Annotated in this window: 18 protein-coding genes; 15 read left to right on the top strand and 3 right to left on the bottom strand. The window is 69.5% G+C overall.

The annotated features are described in order from the left end of the window. The first annotated feature begins 32 nt into the window (after positions 1–32). Positions 33–905: a MoxR family ATPase gene (locus DMC64_RS33305; RefSeq protein ID WP_038509692.1), complete on the top strand. Its 873-nt coding sequence runs from the start codon at positions 33–35 to the stop codon at positions 903–905. 3 nt (positions 906–908) lie between these two features. Here DMC64_RS33305 and DMC64_RS33300 read toward each other — a convergent pair whose 3' ends face one another. Further along, positions 909–1928: an aldo/keto reductase gene (locus DMC64_RS33300; protein WP_125736888.1), complete on the bottom strand. Its 1020-nt coding sequence runs from the start codon at positions 1926–1928 to the stop codon at positions 909–911. Positions 1929–2024: 96 nt separating this feature from the next. On the opposite strand from DMC64_RS33300, the gene DMC64_RS33295 reads away from it, so the two are divergent. The 4 genes from DMC64_RS33295 (at position 2025) to DMC64_RS33280 (ending at position 6147) form a co-directional block, all read left to right on the top strand. Next, positions 2025–2591 carry a TetR/AcrR family transcriptional regulator gene (locus tag DMC64_RS33295; RefSeq protein WP_038509694.1) on the top strand — a complete coding sequence of 189 codons (567 nt, stop codon included), beginning with the start codon at positions 2025–2027 and terminating at the stop codon, positions 2589–2591. Between the two features lie 21 nt (positions 2592–2612). Beyond that, a complete protein-coding gene (locus DMC64_RS33290; protein WP_370325285.1) occupies positions 2613–3860 on the top strand; it encodes an FAD-dependent oxidoreductase in 1248 nt (415 codons plus the stop codon). An 81-nt stretch (positions 3861–3941) separates the two neighbouring features. Next, the gene (locus tag DMC64_RS33285) at positions 3942–5042 is read left to right on the top strand and encodes a VWA domain-containing protein (protein WP_125736731.1); all 1101 of its coding nucleotides are present in this window, start codon (positions 3942–3944) and stop codon (positions 5040–5042) included. Further along, a complete protein-coding gene (locus DMC64_RS33280) occupies positions 5035–6147 on the top strand; it encodes an XdhC/CoxI family protein (protein ID WP_125736730.1) in 1113 nt (370 codons plus the stop codon). The genes DMC64_RS33285 and DMC64_RS33280 overlap by 8 nt, the downstream gene beginning before the upstream one ends. Here the strand turns inward: DMC64_RS33280 and DMC64_RS33275 are convergent. Further along, positions 6125–6604 carry an Lrp/AsnC family transcriptional regulator gene (locus tag DMC64_RS33275; RefSeq protein WP_125736729.1) on the bottom strand — a complete coding sequence of 160 codons (480 nt, stop codon included), beginning with the start codon at positions 6602–6604 and terminating at the stop codon, positions 6125–6127. The two genes, DMC64_RS33280 and DMC64_RS33275, sit on opposite strands and share 23 nt — an antisense overlap. Positions 6605–6674: 70 nt before the next feature. Between DMC64_RS33275 and DMC64_RS33270 the strand changes: the two genes are divergently transcribed. The 6 genes from DMC64_RS33270 to DMC64_RS33245 all read left to right on the top strand — a co-directional run bounded on the left by DMC64_RS33270 (position 6675) and on the right by DMC64_RS33245 (position 13434). Next, positions 6675–7592, top strand: a complete 918-nt coding sequence (locus DMC64_RS33270; RefSeq protein WP_125736728.1) for a threonine/serine dehydratase — start codon at positions 6675–6677, stop codon at positions 7590–7592. Positions 7593–7870: 278 nt separating this feature from the next. Then, positions 7871–8401, top strand: coding sequence for a (2Fe-2S)-binding protein (locus DMC64_RS33265; protein ID WP_037342203.1), 531 nt, complete (start codon positions 7871–7873; stop codon positions 8399–8401). After that, entirely contained in the window at positions 8401–10839 is a 2439-nt protein-coding gene (locus tag DMC64_RS33260; protein ID WP_125736727.1) for a xanthine dehydrogenase family protein molybdopterin-binding subunit, read from the top strand. Before DMC64_RS33265 ends, DMC64_RS33260 begins: the two co-directional genes overlap by 1 nt. After that, positions 10836–11690 (top strand): xanthine dehydrogenase family protein subunit M, encoded by an 855-nt coding sequence (locus tag DMC64_RS33255; protein ID WP_125736726.1) that lies wholly within the window; start codon positions 10836–10838, stop codon positions 11688–11690. The genes DMC64_RS33260 and DMC64_RS33255 overlap by 4 nt, the downstream gene beginning before the upstream one ends. 22 nt (positions 11691–11712) lie before the next feature. Next, the gene (locus tag DMC64_RS33250; RefSeq protein ID WP_038509714.1) at positions 11713–12348 is read left to right on the top strand and encodes an SRPBCC domain-containing protein; all 636 of its coding nucleotides are present in this window, start codon (positions 11713–11715) and stop codon (positions 12346–12348) included. A gap of 27 nt (positions 12349–12375) precedes the next feature. Next, positions 12376–13434: an NAD(P)-binding domain-containing protein gene (locus DMC64_RS33245; RefSeq protein WP_125736725.1), complete on the top strand. Its 1059-nt coding sequence runs from the start codon at positions 12376–12378 to the stop codon at positions 13432–13434. Here the strand turns inward: DMC64_RS33245 and DMC64_RS33240 are convergent. Then, on the bottom strand, positions 13403–14269 hold the full coding sequence (locus DMC64_RS33240; protein WP_125736724.1) for an alpha/beta fold hydrolase: 867 nt from the start codon (positions 14267–14269) through the stop codon (positions 13403–13405). The genes DMC64_RS33245 and DMC64_RS33240 overlap by 32 nt on opposite strands. A 167-nt stretch (positions 14270–14436) precedes the next feature. Here DMC64_RS33240 and DMC64_RS33235 point away from each other — a divergent pair, with 167 nt between their 5' ends. From DMC64_RS33235 to DMC64_RS33220, 4 genes are all read left to right on the top strand, one after another. Next, positions 14437–18213, top strand: coding sequence for an amino acid adenylation domain-containing protein (locus DMC64_RS33235; protein WP_233629900.1), 3777 nt, complete (start codon positions 14437–14439; stop codon positions 18211–18213). Positions 18214–18225: 12 nt separating this feature from the next. Beyond that, positions 18226–18972, top strand: coding sequence for an arylmalonate decarboxylase (locus tag DMC64_RS33230; protein ID WP_125736722.1), 747 nt, complete (start codon positions 18226–18228; stop codon positions 18970–18972). A 44-nt stretch (positions 18973–19016) separates the two neighbouring features. Next, complete coding sequence (locus DMC64_RS33225) at positions 19017–19589, top strand: TetR/AcrR family transcriptional regulator (RefSeq protein ID WP_233629899.1); 573 nt, start codon at positions 19017–19019, stop codon at positions 19587–19589. A 98-nt stretch (positions 19590–19687) separates the two neighbouring features. Next, entirely contained in the window at positions 19688–20554 is an 867-nt protein-coding gene (locus DMC64_RS33220; RefSeq protein ID WP_125736720.1) for an NAD(P)-dependent oxidoreductase, read from the top strand. The last annotated feature ends 2 nt before the right edge of the window (positions 20555–20556 follow it).

Raw genomic sequence — 20556 nt, 5'->3', positions numbered from 1 at the left:
TCTCCGGCTCACCGGGGCTTACGATCGAGACCGTGACCGTCGAATCGCCCGAGAAACTGGCCGAAGCCCTCGAAGCGGTCGGCTATCTCGCCGACGACGGCATCGCCACGGCCGGGTTCCTCGCCGTGGCGCTCGGCCGCCCGTTGTTCTGCGAGGGCGAACCGGGTACCGGCAAGACCTCGCTCGCGCTGGGACTGGCCGAAGCGCTCGGCATGCCGCTCATCCGGCTCCAATGTCACGAAGGGATCGACGCGGCGCAGGCACTGTACGAATGGGACTTCCCCCGCCAGCTGCTGCATCTGCGGGCGCTGGAAGCCGCGGGTGACGGCGGCCTCGACGTCGAGGCCGCCGAACAATCCCTCTACACCGAACGGTTCCTGCTTTCCCGGCCGCTGCTGAAGGCGTTGCAGACCGCACCGTGTGTCCTCCTGGTCGACGAGATCGACCGCGCCGACGACGAGTTCGAAGCCTTCCTGCTGCAACTCCTCGACGAGAACGCGGTGACGATCCCCGAGTTCGGCGAGGTGCGTGCCGAGCACCCGCCGCTCGTGGTGCTCACCTCCAACCGGACGCGGGAGGTGCACGACGCGCTGAAACGCCGCTGTCTCTATCACTGGCTGGAACATCCGGACCTCGGCCGAGAGGTCGAGATCCTGCGCCGCAAGATCCCGCGTCTCGGCGAGACGCTCGCGGCCCAGGTCGCGACGGCGGTGCACCGGCTCCGCGCGATGGAGTTGCTGAAACCGCCCGGAGTGGCGGAATCCCTGGACTGGGCTCAGGCGCTCCTCGCGCTCGGGATGTCCGAATTGGACGCCGCGGCCGCCGCCCGGACGCTCGGCTCGGTGCTCAAGTACAGCGAAGACCTGGACAGGGTCCGGGCCAAACTGGACAAGCTGCTCGCCTGAGGTTCAGCGGCGCCGCAGCGACGCGTCGAGCAGCGCGGGCGGGGTGTCGTGTTTCTCCTCGGGGGCGAGGTCGGTGCCCGGGGCGACGATCTCGTCGATCGCGTCGAGGACGTCGGACGGCAGCACCGTGTCCGCGGCCGCGAGTTGCGACTCGAGGTGTTCCAGCGTGCGGGGCCCGATGATCGCGCTCGTCACTCCCGGATGCGCGACGACGAAGCCGAGCGCGAGCTGGATCAGGCTCAGCCCCGCCTGGTCGGCGACCTTGGCCAGCCGTTCGACGGCCTCCAGCCGGGCCCGGTTGACCTGCCGCGTCAGGTCGAAACGCTGCGGCAGCACGGCCGAACGGTTCGTGCTGATCTCGCGGCCTTCCCGGACCGCGCCCGAAAGCCAGCCGGACGCCAGCGGGCTCCACGCCAGCACGCCCATCCCGTATTCCTCGGTCACCGGCAGCACATGCGTTTCGATGCCGCGCTGCAGGATCGAATAGCCGGGCTGCTCGGTGACGTACCGGCTCAGCCGGTGCTCGCGAGCGGCCCACTGGGCCTGCACGATGCGATACGCGGGGAACGTCGACGAACCGAAGTAGCGGATCTTCCCCGCGCGCTGAAGATCCGTGAGCGCGGAAAGGGTTTCCTCGTCGCTGGTCTTCGGGTCCCAGCGATGGATCTGGTAGAGGTCGACGTGGTCGACCCCGAGGCGGCGCAGACTGTTGTCCAGCTCGGTGACCAGCCAGCGACGAGAAGCGCCCTGGTGATTGCGCTCTTCGCCCATCGGCATGCTCGCCTTCGTGGCCAGCACGATGTCTTCGCGGCGGCCGGCGATGGCCTTCCCGACCATCGTCTCCGACTCGCCGGCGCTGTACATGTCGGCGGTGTCGATGAGATTGACGCCGCCGGCCAGCGCGGCGTCGACGATGGCCGTGGCCTCGTCCTGGGTGGTGCGCCCGATCGCGCCGAAGTTCATCGCGCCCAGCGCGAGCGTGCTGACCTGCACACCGGTCCTGCCCAAGGTGCGGTACTGCATGACGAGGTCCTCCATGGCAAGATGAGCAAGCGGAACGTTGCTCCGCTAACGATACGGAGCACTGTTCCGTTTGGCAAGCTCGTGGAGGAGTGCGTGATGAGTGACGAGGGCACCAAGGCCAAACGCGCCGACGCCCGGCGCAACGAGAAGACCCTGCTCGACGCCGCCGCGGCCGTCTTCGTCACGTCAGGCGTCGAGGCGCCCGTTCGCGACATCGCGGCCAAGGCGGGCGTCGGGATGGGCACGATCTACCGCCATTTCCCGACCAGGGCCGACCTCATCATCGCCGTCTACCGGCATCAGGTCGACGCGTGCGCCGAAGCCGGACCGGAACTGCTGGCGTCGAGCGATTCCCCGTACGAGGCGTTGCGGCGCTGGATCGACCTCTTCGTCGATTTCCTGGTCACCAAACACGGTCTGGCGGCGGTACTGCAATCGGACAACGCCGGGTTCGAGACGCTGCACGCCTACTTCCTCGACACCCTCCTGCCGGTGTGCGCCCGCTTGCTCGACGCGGCGGCGGAGGCGGGCGAGATCCGCTCCGATCTGCAGGCGCTCGAAGTCATGCGCGGCGTCGGGAACCTCTGTATCGGCGCCGAAAACGATCCGCGCTACAACGCGCGCAAGATGGTCGAGGTCCTCATCGCGGGCCTCAGGACCTAGGTCCCCTTCTCACCCGAATCCATGGCGACGGCCCATTCCTCGCGCTACAACTCGGTTATGGGACGTACACGGTGTTGTGTGGTGGGGGGCGGTCCGGCGGGGATGGTGCTCGGACTCCTGTTGGCGCGGGCCGGGGTCGAGGTCACCGTTCTCGAAAAGCACAAGGACTTCTTCCGTGATTTCCGCGGTGACACGGTGCATCCGCCGACGTTGATGTTGCTCGACGAACTCGGGCTCGGCGAACGCTTCGCGGAACTGCCGTCGCGGCGGCTGGAGAAGATGCGGATGCTGATCGGCGACGCGACCATCGTCGCCGCCGATTTCAGCCGGATCCCCGGGCCGCACAAGTACATTTCGATGGTCCCGCAATGGGATTTCCTGAATCTGCTCGCCGAAGCCGCGGCCGAGGAGCCCACGTTCACCCTGGAGATGGGCGCCGAGGTACTCGGTCTGCGCGAGGGCGGCGGCGTGCGCTATCGCGATGCCGACGGTGAGGAGCGGGAACTGGCGGCGTCGCTCGTGGTCGGCTGCGACGGCCGCGATTCGCTGATCCGCGCTGAGGCGGGGCTCGTGCCGAAGGAGTACGAGGTGCCGATGGACGTCTGGTGGGTCCGGGTGCCGAAACTCGAGGACACCGGTAAGGAGGCGCAGGTGTTCGGCCGCTTCGAAGGCGGCCTCGCCGGCGTGACCATGGATCGCGGCGACTACTTCCAGACCTCGTACCTGATCCGGAAGGGGCAGGACGCCGCGCAGCGGGCCGAAGGCATCGAGAAGTTCCGGGAGCGGATCGGCGGCCTGTTCGGCTGGAACGACGAGCAGCTGAGCGAGATCCGCGGCTGGGACGACGTCAAACTGCTGAACGTGCGGATGTCCAAGCTGCCGCACTGGTACTCGGACCGCGTGCTCTGCATCGGCGACGCCGCGCACGCGATGTCACCGGTCGGCGGGATGGGCGTCAACATCGCGGTGCAGGACGCCGTGGCGGCCGCGCGGATCCTCGCCGCCCCGCTGCTGCGCGGGACGCTGACCGCCCGGGACCTCGCCCGCGTGCAGCGTCGGCGGGCCGTGGCCGTCACACTCGCCCAAAAGCAGCAACTGGAGGAGCACAAGATGCTCATCGAACCCGCGCTGGACGGGACCTTGACCGAGCGGACGGTGCCGCTTCCGCTCCGCATCTCGGACCGGTTTCCGCAGCTCACCGCCCTGGCGGCGGTCATGGGCGGCATCGGCCCCCTCCGCGAGAAGACCCCGGCCTTCGCCCGCCGCTGACCTCGCGTTTCGTCCTCTGGATGCGGTACTTGCACGCGCAAGTACCGCATCCAGAGGACGAAACGCGCGCACAATGGAGGCGTGAGCGATCCACTGGCCGGCTTCGTCGGCTTCGCGGAGACATTGCGCGAAGCCGGTTTGCCGTGCGACGCGCACCGAACCCAGGCGTATCTCGAAGCCGTCAGCGCGATCGACCTCGCCGATCCCGAACAGCTGTACTGGGCCGGACGGCTGACGCTGTGCGCGGATCCCGACGACATCCCGCGCTACGACGCCGCGTTCGACGGCTGGTTCACCGAAAAGGAAGCCGCACCACGACGCCGAAGCCGGGAAGCGGCGCCGAAGCGCGCCAGGATCGCGACGCTCGCGCACGCGGGCCAGGGCGAATCCGGCGCGGAACCCGACGAACTCCGCGTGGCGGCGAGCGACGAAGAACTCCTGCGCCACCGTGACCTCGCCGAGTTGAGTGTCGCCGAACGCGCTCACCTGCGGGAACTGCTCGCGAAACTGCGTCCGGCGCTCCCGCCGCGATCCTCACCGCGCCGTCGCGCCGCCCGGCGGGGTGCTCTCGACCCGTCACGCACGCTCCGGGCGATGCTGGCAGGCGGCGGCGAGCCCGTCCGCCTGGCGTATCGGCGACGGAGCACCAAACCGCGCCGCCTCGTCCTCCTGATCGATGTTTCCGGCTCGATGGGGCCGTACGCCGACGCGCTGTTGCGGTTCGCGCACGTCGTCGCCCGGCGCGCTCCCGGCCGGGTCGAGGTGTTCACGCTGGGCACCCGGCTCACCAGGGTCTCGCGCCAGCTCCGGCTGCGCGATCCCGAGCACGCGATGCTCGCCGCGGCCGCCGCGGTCCCCGATTTCGCGGGCGGGACCCGGCTCGGCGAGACCCTGCGGACGTTCCTCGACCGGTGGGGACAACGCGGCGTGGCCAGGCGATCCGTGGTCACCGTGTTCTCCGACGGCTGGGAACGGGGCGACACCGCCCTGCTCGGCGAACAGCTCGCCAGGCTGCGGCGGCTCGCGCACGTCGTATTCTGGGTGAATCCGCACGCGGGGCGGGCGGGTTACGCTCCCGTGCAATCCGGCATCGTGGCCGCGCTCCCGTACCTCGATCGGCTGCTCGCCGGGCACAGCATGGCCACCTTGGAACGACTTCTCGTGGAGATCGCCGATGCGTGACGTACTGGACGAACTGCACCGCCGCTGGGCGGCAGGCGAGACGGTGGGGGTCGGGACGGTGGTGGCGACGTTCTCGTCGGCGCCACGGAGCCCCGGCGCGGCGATGCTCGTCGCCCCGGACGACACGGTCACCGGCAGCGTCTCCGGCGGCTGCGTCGAGGGCGCCGTCTACGAACTCGCGCAGCAGGTGGTCGCCGAACGCTCGCCCGTGTTGCAGCGCTACGGCGTTTCCGACGACGACGCGTTCGCCGTCGGGCTGACCTGCGGCGGGATCATCGACATCTACGTCCAGCACATCGACCGCGATTCGATGCCCGAGCTCGGCGACGTCGTCGAATCGGTCCACAGTGGACAGCCGGTCGCCGTGGTCACGGTGATCGAGCACGAACGCGAGGGCATGGTCGGGGAGCACCTGATCGTCTGGCCGGATCGCGTCGCCGGTTCGCTCGGCTCGTCGCGGATGGACGACGCGGTCGTCGACGACGCGCGTGGCATGCTCGCCGGCGGCCGCACCGGCACCCTGCACTACGGGCCGGACGGGCAGCGGCGCGGCGAGGGCATGACGGTCTTCGTCAACTCCTTCGAGCCGCCCGCGCGCCTGCTGGTCTTCGGCGCGATCGACTTCGCGGCCGCGATGGCGAAAATGGGCGCGTACCTCGGCTACCAGGTCACGGTCTGCGACGCGCGTCCCGTCTTCGCGACGAAGACCCGCTTCCCGGACGCGCACGAGGTCGTCGTCGACTGGCCGCATCGCTATCTCGAGGCGGAAGCCGAAGCGGGCCGGGTCGACGGCCGCACCGCGATCGCCGTGCTCACCCACGACCCGAAGTTCGATGTGCCGCTGCTGGAGGTCGCGTTGCGTCTCGACGTCGGCTACGTCGGCGCGATGGGTTCACGCAAGACCCACGACGACCGGTTCGCGCGGCTTCGCGAAGCTGGAGTCACCGAAGCGGAACTCGAACGGCTGTCTTCGCCGATCGGGCTCGACCTCGGCGCGCGGACCCCGGAGGAGACCGCGGTGTCGATCGCGGCGGAGATCATCGCGCTGCGCTGGAGCGGTTCGGGATCGCGGCTCGCCGAACTCAGCGGCCGGATCCACGGCTGACGCCGGGCAGCGGGACCGCCTGGCTCGACTTGACCACCTCGAAGGCGGGCAGGGTTTCGAACCGTTTGACGCGCTCGTCGAACAGTTTTCTCGACAGGTACCGGCTCGCCTTGAGATCCGGCGTGAGCAGCACGACGACGTAGTCCCACTGCCCGACGATGCTGTAGCAGTGCTGCACGCGGGGCTCGGCCAGCATGCGCTCGCGGAAGGCCGCGTGGCTTTTCTCGTCGTCGTCGGTCAGCGCGACCAGGATGACCGACGTCATCCCCGCGCCGAGCGCCTCCGGGTCGAGTACGGCGACCTCGGCCCGGATCACGCCCTCGGCGCGCAGCCTCGTCAGCCGTCGCTGGACCGCGCTGGGGGAGAGGCCGACGGCGTCGCCCAAGTCGTGGAGGGGACGGGCCGCGTCGGCCTGGACGAGGTCGAGCAGGAGGTGGTCGAGTTCGTCGAGAGGCACGCAAGAATCTTGCACGTGGGCGGGAAAATTTACAATCGGCGTGCTCGTCCTCCCGCCTAACTTGAGTGACATGGACCTGAAGCTGGACAACGTCGCCGAGGCGGCGAAGGTGATCGACCCCCTCTTCCTCGACTCCCCGCAGTACAGCGACGAACAGCTGAACGGACGGCTCGGCCGGCCCGTGCTGGTGAAGATCGAAACGCTGAACCCGTTGCGCAGCTTCAAAGGCCGCGGCGCGGACTACTTCGCCGCCGGGCTGGAACCGGGGGCCACGATGGTGTGCGGGACCAGCGGCAACTTCGGGCAGGCCGTCGCGTTCGCCGCCCGGAAGCACGGTCTGCGGGCCGAGGTGTTCGTCCCCGCCGACATCTCCCCGGTCAAACTGCGGCGGATGAAGACGCTGGGCGCGCGGGTGCGCCGGGTCGAGGGCGAGGCGAAGGTCGCCGCGGCCGCCTTCGCCGCCGAAGCCCCCGATCGTGTCTTCGTGGTCGACGGCCGAGAGCCCGCGATCTCCGAAGGCGCGGGCACGATCGGGCTGGAACTCGCGCGGGAGGACGGGATCGACACGGTCGTGCTCCCGGTCGGCGACGGCGCGCTGATCGCCGGGGTCGCGCTGTGGCTCAAGGCGCATACGCCGGACATCCGGATCGTCGGCGTCGGGACCACGTCGGCGCCCGCGATGGCGAAGAGCTGGCTGGCGGGCGAGCCGATCACCGTCGACCGGGCCGACTCGTTCGCCGGCGGTATCTCGATCCGTACGCCGGAACCCGAATCCATCCGGCGGCTGCGGTCGCTCGTGGACGATTTCGTGCTGGTCGGGAACGACGATCTGCGGGCGGCCATGCGGCTGGGCGCGGAAACCCTCGGCGTCCTCCCGGAACCCGCGGGCGCCGCGGGCCTGGCCGCGCTGGCCGTGCACGACATCCCGGGGGACCGGGTCGCCACCGTGATCACCGGTGCGAACGCCCCCTGGCCTCGTGAGTGGTAAGTGCCGTTCTAACGGCACTTACCACTCACGACCACCTGTACCGAATGGACACTCGCGCTTTCTCCGCATCTGCGCCCTTTCGCCCGCCCCAGCAACGCACCTGCGGACCCGTTCGCGAGTCACCCCCTGGTGGGGGTTGCCCTGGCAGGAGCGACGTAGCACGCTCGACTGTGAGTCCGATCACGGTCGTTCCGGGGTCGGTCCGTGACAACCGAATGACCGGCCGCTCCCGAACGACCCCGGACCAGCGCGGGGTTTCTCTTGCTTTTGGAGGCCTGATGCGCATCACCGTCACCGTCGACGGCACCAGCTACACAGACGACGTCGAGCCCCGCACCCTCCTCGTGCATCATCTGCGCGAACGGCTCGGGAAGGTAGGCACCGTGGTCGGTTGCGACACCAGCAACTGCGGCGCCTGCACCGTCCACCTCGACGGGCACAGCGTGAAATCCTGTTCGGTGCTCGCGGTCCAGGCCGACGGCTGCGAGGTCACCACGATCGAGGGGCTCGCCCGCGACGGCGAACTCCACCCGGTGCAGAAGGCCTTCCACGAGAACCACGCGCTCCAGTGCGGTTTCTGCACGCCCGGCATGATCATGCAGTCGATCGACCTGCTCGCCGACAATCCCGACCCGGACGAGCAGGCCGTCCGCGAAGGACTCGAAGGCAACCTGTGCCGGTGCACGGGCTACCAGAACATCGTCCGCGCGGTCCGCGACGCCGCTCACGAGATGCGGCCCGGCGCCGGTCCCGAAGCCGAGCGGCTCGCCTCGGACACCGCCTCCCGTGTCGGCGCGGGTGGTGAGTGATGACCTCCACGATCGAACCGGAGGTCGGCAAGTCCCGCCGCCGCAAGGAGGACGAGCGCCTCATCACCGGCCGGACCCGCTGGACCGACAACCTGACCCTGCCCGGCATGCTGCACCTCGCCGTGCTCCGCAGCCCGTTCGCGCACGCCAAGATCGTCTCGATCGACGTGACCGAGGCGAAATCCGCGCCCGGCGTGGTCGCGGTCTTCACCGGGAAGGACCTCGACCCCGAGGGCGCCATCGGCATGCCGTGCGCGTGGCCGATCACGCCGGACATGAAATCGCCCAGGCGGCCCATCCTCGCCTCGGACACGGTGAACTTCGCCGGTGAGGGTGTCGCGGTGGTCGTCGCCCGCACGTCGGCCGAAGCGCACGACGCGCTCGAAGCGATCGACGTCGACTACGACGAGCTGCCGGTCGTCCTCGGCCTGGAGAACGCGCTCGCCGAGGGCGCGCCGCTGGTGCACGAGGAGCTCGGCACCAACCAGAACGCGGTGTGGGTCTTCGATTCCGCCGACGCGGGAACGGGTTCCAGCGTCGAAGACGCGATCTCGAGCTCCGAGGTCGTGCTCAAACGGCGGTTCCGTCAGCAGCGCCTGGTGCCGGCGTTCATGGAACCGCGGGCGTGCGTCGTGGACCCGACGGGCAACCAGCTGGTCATGTGGTCGGCCACGCAGGTCCCGCACATCCTCAAGACGATGACCGCGGCCACGCTCGGCCTGCCCGAGCACAAGGTGCGGGTGATCGCGCCGGACGTCGGCGGCGGGTTCGGCGGCAAGATCGCCGTGCTGCCCGAAGAGATGATGGCGACGCTCATCGCGCAGCGGCTCGGCAAACCGGTGAAGTGGAACGAGTCCCGTTCGGAGACCATGGTCGCCGCGCACCACGGCCGCGACCAGATCCAGGACCTCACCATCACCGCGAACCGCGACGGCACGGTGACCGGCCTCAAGGTCGAGCTGCTCGCCGACATGGGCGCGTATCTCGGGCTGGTCGGACCCGGCGTGCCGATCCTCGGCGCGTTCATGTTCAACGCGATCTACAAGTTCCCGGCGTACCACTTCGCCTGCACCAACGTGTTCACCAACACCACGCTCACCGACGCCTATCGCGGCGCCGGGCGGCCGGAGGCCACGTTCGGGATCGAGCGGATGATGGACGAACTCGCCGTCGAGCTGGGCATGGACCCGATGGAGATCCGCGAGAAGAACTGGATCAAGCACGAGGAGTTCCCGTTCACCACGGTGGCCGGGCTGACCTACGACTCGGGCAACTACGAGGCCGCCACCGAGAAGGCCAAGCAGCTCTTCGACTACGACGGCCTCCGCCGCGAGCAGAAGGAACGGCGGGAATCGGGCGACCCGGTCCAGCTCGGTATCGGTATCTCGACGTTCACCGAGATGTGCGGTCTCGCGCCGTCGCGGGTGCTCGGCTCGCTGGACTACGCGGCGGGCGGCTGGGAGCACGCGGAGATCCGGGTGCTGCCCACCGGCAAGATCGAGGTCATCACCGGTGCCTCCGCGCACGGACAGGGCCACGAGACGGCGTGGAGCCAGATCGTCGCCGACAAACTCGGCGTCCCGTTCGAGGACATCGAGGTCATCCACGGCGACACCCAGTCCTCGCACAAGGGCATGGACACCTACGGCTCCCGGTCGCTGGTGGTCGGCGGGATCGCGGTGGTCAAGGCGGCGGACAAGGTGCTCGCCAAGGCCAAGCCGATCGCGGCGCATCTGATGGAATGCGCCGAGGACGATCTCGAATTCTCGGCGGGCAAGTTCTCGGTCAAGGGCACGGATTCCTCGACGTCCATCCAGGACATCGCGTGGGCCGTGTTCTCGGCGCACAACCTGCCGGACGGCGTCGAGCCTTCGCTGGACTCGTCGGACACGTTCGATCCGGAGAACTTCTCCTTCCCGCACGGCACGCATCTCTGCGCGGCCGAGGTCGACACGGAGACCGGGCGCGTGCGGTTGCGCTCCTACGTCTGCGTCGACGACGTCGGTGTCGCGGTCAATCCGCTGATCGTCGAAGGCCAGGTGCACGGCGGGCTCGCGCAGGGCATCGCGCAGGCGCTGTTCGAGGAGGCCGTCCACGACGAAGGCGGCACGCTGACCACCGGGACTTTCGCCGACTACCTGCTCCCGTCGGCGGCGGATCTGCCCAGCTTCACCACCGACCGCACCGAAACCCCGTCGACGACGAACCCGTTGGGCGCCAAGGGAGTCGGGGAGGCGGGCACGATCGCCTCGACCCCGGCGGTGGTCAACGCCGTGGTCGACGCCGTCCGGCACTTCGGGGTGAACGACATCGAAATGCCGTTGACCCCGATGCGGGTCTGGCACGCCATCCAGCACGGGTCGGCCGCCGCGGGCGGGCTGGGCTCGGAAGCCGGTGGCGGTCTCGGTTCGATCGACGCCACCGGAGGTGCCCAGTGATCCCGGCCCCGTTCGACTACGTCGCTCCGTCCACAGTGGACGAGGCGATCGCCGCGCTCGCCGAAGCCGGTGAGGACGCCAAGGTGCTGGCGGGCGGGCAAAGCCTGCTGCCGGTGCTGCGGATGCGGCTCGCCACGCCGACCACGCTGGTCGACCTCGGGAAGGTCGCCGAACTGCGCGGTGTCCGTGAGGACGGCGACGCGCTGGTGATCGGCTCGATGACCACGCATTACGACGTCCAGCGGGACGCGTTGGTCGCCGAGCACGCCGCGCTGCTCAAGGCCGCCACCGACACGGTGGCCGATCCGCAGATCCGCCATCGCGGCACGTTCGGCGGCGCCATCGCACACGCCGATCCCGCCGGTGACCTGCTGGCGCCGGTGCTGGCGCTCGGCTGCGAACTCGTCGTCGCCGGGCCGGGCGGGCGGCGGACGGTGGCCGCGGCGGACTTCTTCCAGGACATGTTCACCACCGCGCTCGCCGCGGACGAACTCCTGGTCGAGGTCCGGGTGCCGAAGCACACCGGCTGGCACGCCCACTACGAGAAGTTCAACCGGGTCGCGCAGGCGTGGTCGATGGTCGCCGTCGCGGCCTGCGTCCGCACCGAGGCGGGCACCATCGAGGAGGCGCGGGTCGCGCTCACCAACATGGGCTCGACGCCGGTACGGGCGGCCGGGGTCGAGGAGGCGCTGGTCGGCTGCGCGGCCACCGCCGAGGCGATCCGCGGCGCGGCCGAACGCGCGGCCGAGGGCACGAACCCCACGGCCGACGGAAACTCCGACGTCGAGTACCGGCAGCACCTCGCGCGGGTGCTGACCGGCCGGGCGGTCCTCGCGGCCGCGGGTAGCTAAGACACAGAAGGGAGGTCGGCCCGTGCGGCTCGACCACGAATTCACCGTTCCCGCCCCGGTCGGCGAGGTCTGGAAGGCCGTCGTCGACCCGGAACGGGTGGCGCCGTGCATGCCGGGCGCCACCGTCACCGAGGTCGACGGGGACGCCTTCAAAGGCACGGTGAAGGTCAAGCTCGGGCCGATCTCCCTGCTCTACAAGGGAACCGGCCATTTCGTCGAGAAGGACGCCGACGCGAAGAAAGTGGTGATCAAGGCCGCGGGCAAAGACGCCCGAGGGGCGGGCACGGCGTCGGCGACCGTGACGCTCACCCTGACCGAGAAGGACGGCGTCACGCACGGCGCCGTCGCCACGGAGCTGGCCGTCACCGGGAAGCCGGCGCAGTTCGGGCGAGGGATGATCTCCGAGGTCGGGGGGAAGATCCTCGACTCGTTCGCGGAGTGCCTGTCCGGCAAACTCGCCACCACGCCCGAGCCCGAGAAGACCGAGGAACGCCCGCCGTTGAAAGCGGTGAAGCCGGTGTCGGAGGGCGAAGCCATCGATCTGATGGAGTACGCGGGCGAATCCGTGGTCAAACGGGTGGCTCCGGTGCTGGTGGCCGTCGCCGGGGTGCTGCTGATCGTCGCCATCGTCAGGGCTGTGACGCAGCGGACGAAATAGTCGGGGGCCGCCACCGTTGAACCCGGTATGAAGGCGGATCACGAAGTCGACGTGGCGGTGATCGGGGCGGGCCAGGCCGGTCTGTCGGCGGCGTATCACCTGCGCCGCGCGGGATTCGCCAACGAGGCGGGTTTCGTCGTGCTCGACCACGGCAAACGGCCCGGTGGCGCGTGGCAGTACCGGTGGCCTTCGCTGATCGTCGAGAAGGTCCACGGCATCTACGACCTCCCCGGGATGGCCTTCGGCACCCCGGATCCGAAGCTGCCCGCCGCCGACGTCGTCTCCGAGTACTTCGGCCGCTTCGAGCGCACGTACGACCTCCCTGTCCATCGTCCGGTCGATGTCCTGTCGGTGAGCGCGGGGGAAGATCGGCTGATGGTGGCGAGCGCGACGGAAACGTGGGCCGCGCGGGCGGTGGTCAGCGCGACCGGCACCTGGGACCGGCCGTTCTGGCCGCACTATCCCGGACAGGAGACCTTCCGGGGCCGCCAGCTGCACACCGCCGACTACACCGGCGTCGAGGCTTTCCGCGGGAAGCGGGTCGTCGTGGTCGGTGGCGGTTCGTCGGCCGTCCAGCTGCTGCTGGAGATCGCGCCGTTCGCGCGTTCGACGCGCTGGGTGACCCGGCGCCCGCCGGTGTGGCGCGAAGAGCCGTTCAGCGAGGACTGGGGCCGTGAGGCCGTCGCGAAGGTCGACCGTCGCGTCCGCGAGGGCCTCCCGCCGGAAAGCGTCGTCAGCGTGACCGATCTGGCCGTGACCCCCGAAGTACGCGCGGGGCTGGACGCGGGCGTCCTCGATCGTCGCCCGATGTTCCACCGGATCACGCCGGACGGTGTGGAGTGGTCGGACGGCACCTTCGAGCCCGCCGACGTCATCCTGTGGGCCACCGGGTTCCGTGCCGCGATCGACCATCTGGCGCCGCTGCACCTGCGCGCCGCCGGGGGCGGGATCCGGATGGACGGCACCCGCGTCGTCGCCGAACCGCGGCTGCACCTGGTCGGCTACGGCCCGTCCGCCAGCACCGTCGGCGCGAACCGGGCGGGCCGCGCGGCCGTCACCGAGATCCGGCGCCTGCTCGGACGCTGAGCCGGTCGAGGATCGCGGCCAGTTCGGCGGGCCGCCGGAAGAACCCGGCGTGGCTGCTCGCGAGGTCGTGGACGTCGAACGGGTTGTCCGGAGTGAGCGCGTCGCCCTCGGCGATGTAGCGGTCCTGCACGGCGAGCGGCATCGACCGGTCGTCGATCAGTCGTACGAACGTATGCGGGATCCGGCCCCAGGAATCCTTGTCGGCGCGGTGGTCCCACTCCTGACCGGTCAGCCAGGACACCTCGTCCGGCTGGCTCGTGACGACGACCTGGAGGAACTGCTCCTCGGTGAGTTCGGCGGCGATGGCCATCCGCAGCGCCTCGCGTTGTGCTTGGTCGGCGCCACGCCAGTTGATCCGGACGAATCCCTGGCGCGCCGGATCACCGACGAAAAGGGGCGCCATCGCGGAGAAGAAGTCGCCGGAAGCCCATTCGGGCGACATCGCGTACTCGCCGGGATGGCGGTCCACCGGGCACTGCGCGGCGACGTAGACGACGCGGTCGATCAGCTCGGGGATCGCGTTGGCGGCGGCGGTCACCGGGAGCCCGCCGAAACTGTGCGCGACGAGGACGACGGGGCCGTGGTGGCGCACCTGCTGGACCGCCTCGACGACCGGCCGGACGAAGTCGGCCGCGGTCACGTCGCTCATCACCGACGGCTCGGCCGCGAAAGTTTCGAGGTCCTGTTCGTGATAGGCCCTGGTGAATCCCGCGCCCCTGCCGGGGAGGTCGATCGCGAGCGTCCGATGCCCGCGCAGCGCCATTTCCCGCTGAGTGGCCGTCCAGGCGTGTGCCGAACTTCCCGAACCGTGCACGAAGACGAAAGTGGGAATCATGCGTTCGATTGTGGCGGAATCGAACGCTCGAAACCGGCGGTCGCCCCAAAGGGTGGCAAAGAAGGGACGGCCGGGCGTTCTCGTTTATCGGCCGGTATCTCGCGAAGACCGCATCACTCCTTTGGCAGTGGAAACGAAAACCACGGAATTCGCACTGGGGGATGACCATGCCACCGATCGACCACCTCGCACCGCCGCATCGCGTCCGTTCCGGAACCTGCCTCACGGATCTGCTCGGGCAGTGGTCCCGGACGCGGCCGGAGGCGGTCGCCGTCGTCGACGGCGACCGGGAACTCACCTTCCGCGGACTCGAAGAAGCGAGCACGGGACTCGCCGCATATCTCGCCGAGCTGGGAATCGGGGTGGACGACACCGTCGGCCTGCACGTCGAGCCCTCCGCGGACCTGATGATCGGCGCGTGGGGAATTCTCGCCTCCGGCGCGGCTTATCTGCCGTTGTCCCCGGAATATCCGGAAGACCGGCTGCGGTACATGCTCGAAGACAGCGCGACCGGCGTCGTCGTCACGCAGCCGCATCTCGCCGGGCGCCTGGCCGGGCTGGTGCCCGCCGGGACGCGGCTCGTCTCGGTGACCGACTCCGGAACGACCGCCGTACCGCGCGGTCCCCGCCCGGAGTCGCTCGCGTACGTCATCTACACCTCCGGCAGCACCGGCAAACCGAAGGGCGTGATGATCGAGCACCGCAGTGTCGTGTCGCAGCTGCGCTGGCTGCGGGCCTGCGGTCACCTGGACACGGACGTCACGGTGCTGCAGAAGACGCCGATGAGCTTCGACGCCGCGCAATGGGAGATCCTCGCGCCCGCCGCCGGCGCCCGCGTGGTGATGAGCGCGCCGGGGAGTTTCCGGGATCCCGAAGCCCTGATCGACACGGTGGTGAAGCACGGCGTCACGACCTTGCAGTGTGTTCCGACGCTGCTGCAGGCGTTGCTCGACACCGAACGTCTCGCGACCTGCACCACGCTGCGAAAACTGTTCTCCGGAGGCGAGGCGCTTTCGCGGCGGCTGGCCAAGGACCTCGCCGGTGAGCTGCCGTCGGCCCGGCTGATCAACCTCTACGGGCCGACCGAATGCACGATCAACGCGACCGCCCACGTCGTCGACCCGGACACGATCGACGAGAGCGCCGGAACGGTCCCGATCGGCGTGCCGGTCGACGACACCGAGTGCTTCGTGCTCGACGACGCCCTCTCCCCGGTCGACATCGGGGAGACGGGCGAGCTGTACATCGGCGGCGTGCAGCTCGCGCGGGGCTACCTGAACCGGCCGGAGCAGACGGCCGAGAAGTTCGTGCCGAATCCGTTCGTGCCGACCGGACGGCTGTACCGCACGGGTGACCTCGTCCAGTGGAACCCCGACGGCACCCTCCAGTTCGTCGGCCGTGCCGACAACCAGGTCAAACTGCGCGGCTACCGCGTCGAGCTGGACGAGATCGCGGTGGCGATCGAGGAGCACACCTGGGTGCGCCGGGCCGCGGCGGTGGTGACCGACGACGCGCGGACCGGCTCGAAGGCGCTCGTCGCCTGCGTGGAGCTGAATCCGCGCGAAGCCGCGGTGATGGATCAGGGCAACCACGGCGGGCACCACCAGTCGAAGGCCAGTAAGCTGCAGGTCAAGGCGCAGCTGTCGAATCCCGGTGTTCGCGACCTCACGGACCGCCCCGCCGTCACGTTGCCGGGCAAGCGGGAGACCGGTCTTCAGCGGCGGGAAGTCTTCGCCCGCAAGACGTATCGCTTTTACGAGGGCGGCGCGGTCACCCGCGACGACCTCGCCGCGCTCCTGGCACCGGAGCCGGTCCGCACGCATTCGCGCGAACCCGGCGAGCTCGCGTTCACCGAACTGGGTGAGCTGTTGCGGTGGTTCGGCCGGTTCCACAGCGACGAGCGGCTGCTGCCGAAGTACGCGTACGCCTCACCGGGCGCGCTGTACGCGACGCAGCTGTATCTGGAGACCAGCGGTCTCGACGGTCTCGGCGCCGGGCTGTACTACTACCACCCCATCGACCACACCTTGGTCCGGATCGGCGGGAGCACGGGCACCGGGCACTCGGTGCACTTCATCGGGCGTACCGGCGCCATCGAACCGGTCTACAAGAACAACATCCGCGAGGTCCTCGAGTTCGAGACCGGACACATGGCCGGGGTGTTCGAGGAGATCCTGCCCGGATACGGCCTCGCGATCAGTCCGGCGGCGTCCGATCCCACGGTCTCCGCGCGGGCCGGTGCCGCCGCCGAAGACCACTACCTCGGCACGTTCTCCTTGCACGCCAACGATGGCGAGCGTCGGCGGGACGACGTCGAGCTGTTCGTCCAAACGCATCCGGGCCGCGTCGACGGGCTGCCCGCCGGCACCTACCGCTGGCGCGGCGGTGACTTCGAACGGATCTCCGGCAAGCTCATCGAGGCCAAGCACGTGATCGCGATCAACCAGCAGGTGTACGGACGCGCGGCCTTCGGGATCACCGCGGTGAGCCGCACCGCCGACGAGCGGCTGGCGTACATCGGTCTCGGCGCGAAGCTGCATCACCTGCAGCGCAACGGTTCGGGTTTCGGTTTCATGTCATCGGGCTACAGCTCGAAGAGCGGCAACCCGTTGCCCGCCGCCCGGCGGATCGACGACATCCTCGCCGGGCAGGGGATCGCTCCGGGGCCGTCGTACTTCTTCGTCGGCGGCAAGGTGAGCCCGGAGCAGGCGCTCAGCGAGGGAATGCGCGAAGACGCCGTGCACATGAAGGGCCCGGCGGAGATCATCCGCGACGAACTCGCGACCACCCTGCCCGACTACATGATCCCGAACCGGGTGCTGGTGCTGGACGCGTTGCCGTTGACCGCCAACGGAAAGGTCGACGCGCACGCGCTGGCGGAGACCGACGCCGTCCGCTCGGCGAGTACGGGCGCGCCCTATGTCGCGCCTGCGACGAGCCACGAACGGTGGCTGGCCGGGGTATGGGGCAAGGCGCTGAACTACGACGACGTCTCGGCGCGCGACGACTTCTTCGCCGCGGGAGGCAACTCGCTGACCGCGGTCTCCTTGGTGAACCGGATCAATCGCGAGTACGGCACCCGGTTGCCGCTGCAGGTGGTCTTCGAATGCCCGAAGCTGGCCGACCTGGCCGCCCGCATCGGCGAGGACTCCGCCGGGCCGTCGTCAAGGTTGGTCCCGCTGGCGACCGGCGAAGGTCACTCGGTGTTCTGCTGGCCCGGCCTAGGCGGCTACCCGATGAACCTGCGTTCGCTGGCTACGGAAAGCGGCCTGGGGCGGCCGTTCTACGGCGTGCAGGCCCACGGGATCAACGCGGGCGAGACGCCGTACGCCACGGTAGAGGAGATGGCGAAGGCCGACGTCGCCGAGATCCGGCGCGTCCAGCCGGAGGGGCCGTACACGCTGTGGGGCTACTCGTTCGGCGCGCGGGTGGCCTTCGAAACGGCGTGGCAGCTGGAACAGCAGGGGCAGCGGGTGGCGGATCTGCTGCTGATCTGCCCGGGCAATCCCGAGGTCGGCGGCGAGCGGGTGGCGAGCTACGCGAACCCGGCGTACCTGACGATCCTGCTGTCGGTCTTCCTCGGCTCGATCTCCGGGCCCGAAACGGTGGCCTGCCGGGAAACGGTCCGCGACGAAGACGGCTTCGTGGCCTTCGTGGCGAAGCTGCTTCCCGCGCTTGGCGAGCAGCTGATCCGGCGGATCGTCCGGATCGTGGAGGAGACCTACGAGTTCGACTACACCTTCCGTGAACTCGCGCGGCGGCGGATCGCGGCCCGGGTGACGCTGTTCAAGGCCGACGGCGACGACTACTCGTTCGTCGAGAACAGCTCCGGGTACTCGGCCACGCCACCGGAAGTGGTGACGCTCGAAGGCGATCACTACAGCGTCCTCAAGGAGAACGGGGTCGCCGAACTGGTTTCGGCGATCCGTGCCCGGCTGAGCTAAGGAGAAGCGCCAGTGCCCGACTCCCTCGGTCCCCGCCTCAAGGTCGGCGTCGTCGTCCCGTCCACCAACACCTCGGCGCAGCCGGAACTGGACGCGCTGCGCCCTGACGGCGTCACCAACCACACCGGCCGGATGGTGATCGCCGACGACCCGATGGTCGACGAACCCGGGTTCGACCACGTCATGCACGGGATCCGGCGGTCGACGGGGCAGGCGATCCGCGGTGTCGTCGGCTGCGACCCCGACTGCGTGATCATCGGGGTCTCCCCGGAAAGCCATTGGGAGGGGCCGGAGGCGCACGGCCGCGTCCTCGGCGTGATGCGGGAGGCCGCGGGCGGGCGTCCGGTGACGATGAGCCCGGACGCGATCGACGCCGCGCTCGCCACGTACGGTGCCCGCCGGATCGCGGTCATCACGCCGTACCTGCCGGTCGGCGACGATCCGGTGCGGCGCTTCTTCGGAGACAACGGCTACGACCTGCTGCGCGTCCACGGTCTCGGCATGCCCAGCCCGGCCAAGATCGCGCACATTTCCGAGACCGCGCTCCGCGACGCGGTCAAGGAGGTCGACCACGCCGACGTCGAGGCCATCGTGCAGGTCGGCACGAACGTCGCCATGGCGCGGCTCGCGGCGACCGCCGAGTTCTGGCTCGGCAAACCGGTGCTCTCGAACAACGTCGTCCTGTACTGGCACACCCTCCGGCAGAACGGCGTCGCCGATCGCGTGCGCGGCTTCGGCTCCCTGCTGGCGGAGCAATGACCGGTATTTGACTGATCGTTACAGAACGTGGGATGCTGGGCGGTATGCCCCGCCCCAAGGGTTTCGATCCCACCGAGGTGCTCGACGCCGCGGTCGGCACGTTCTGGCGTAAGGGATACGCCGCCACGTCGGCCCAGGACCTGGTCGACGGCACCGGGCTCGGGCGGGGCAGCCTGTACAACACGTTTTCCGGCAAGCAACAGCTGTTCAGTCAGGCGCTTCGGCGCTACGAGGAGACGTCCGCGACCAGGGTCGAGGAGATGCTGGCCGCGCCGGGGACCATCCGGGCGCGGATCAGACGTGTCCTGATGGACGTCGTCGACGACGAACTGGACCCGTCCGACGCGCATCGCGGCTGCCTGGCGGTCAACGCCGCCCTCGAACTCGGCGGCATCGACGACGAGGTCACCGCCCGCGTCCGCCACAACTTCGAGCGGGTGGAGAACGCGTTCCATGCCGAGTTCGCCGCCGCGCGGGAGCAGGGTGAGATCGCCGGCGATCCGCGGGCAATGGCGCGGTTCACCCTCGCCGCGATGTACGGACTGCGGGTTCTCGGCAAGACCGCGGACCGGCAGGCCCTCACCCAAGTAGTCGAAACCACCATCCAGGCGTTGTGATGTTCCAGGTTTCGTGACAGAACCCCGCCCTCACACGGATTTCTTGTGTTCGAGTTCTTTAACGAGCATTCCACTATCGGCAAGGAGCAGACAGACTCATGACGGAGACCGTCGCGGTGCTCGGCACCGGAATCATCGGCGCCCCGGTCGCGCGCAACCTGAGCAAGGCCGGGTTCGCGGTCCGCGCCTGGAACCGCACCGCGGCTAAGGCCGAATCCCTCGCCGAGCATGGTGTCGAGGTCGCTGGGAGCGCCGCGGAAGCCGTCGAAGGCGCGCGTGTCGTGATCACGGTCCTCACGGACGGCCAGGCGGTGCTGGAGTCGATCCGTGCGGCCGCCCCCGCCGCGGGCACGATCTGGGTGCAGCTCAGCACCGTCGGCGACGCGGTCGAGGAACTGGTCGAGTACGCCGACGAGCAGGGTCTCGTCTTCGTCGACGCGCCGGTGCAGGGCACCCGCCAGCCCGCCGAACAGGGCCAGTTGATCGTGCTGGCGGCGGGCGCGGCCGAGGTTCGCGAGACCGTCCAGCCGCTGTTCGACGCGATCGGCAAGCGCACGCTGTGGGTCGGCGAAGACGGCCGCACCGGCGCGGCGAGCAGGCTCAAGCTCGTGCTGAACACCTGGGTGATCGCGCTGACCCACGGCGTCGGCGAGGCGCTCGCGCTGGCCGAAGGGCTCGGTGTCGACCCGCGGCACTTCGTCGACGTCGTCACCGGCGGCCCGATGGACAACGGCTACTTCCAGGCCAAATCCGCCGCGATCCTCAACGACGACTACACCACCGCCTTCTCGGTCGACAACGCCGAGAAGGACGCCCGGCTGGTGCTGGCCGCCGCGGCCCGCGCGGGGGTCCGGATGGACGCCGTCGAAGCCGGGCGAGCCCGTTTCGCCCGCGCGTCCGAGGCCGGACACGGCGACGAGGACATGGCGGCCGGCTACTTCGCCAGCTTCACCGACCGCGTTTAGTC

It is taken from the genome of Amycolatopsis sp. WAC 04197, from assembly GCF_003947475.1.
In the GTDB taxonomy this organism is placed as follows: domain Bacteria; phylum Actinomycetota; class Actinomycetes; order Mycobacteriales; family Pseudonocardiaceae; genus Amycolatopsis; species Amycolatopsis japonica.
The sequence above is the reverse complement of the archived record's forward strand: the minus strand, read 5'-3'. Positions and strand labels throughout refer to the sequence as shown.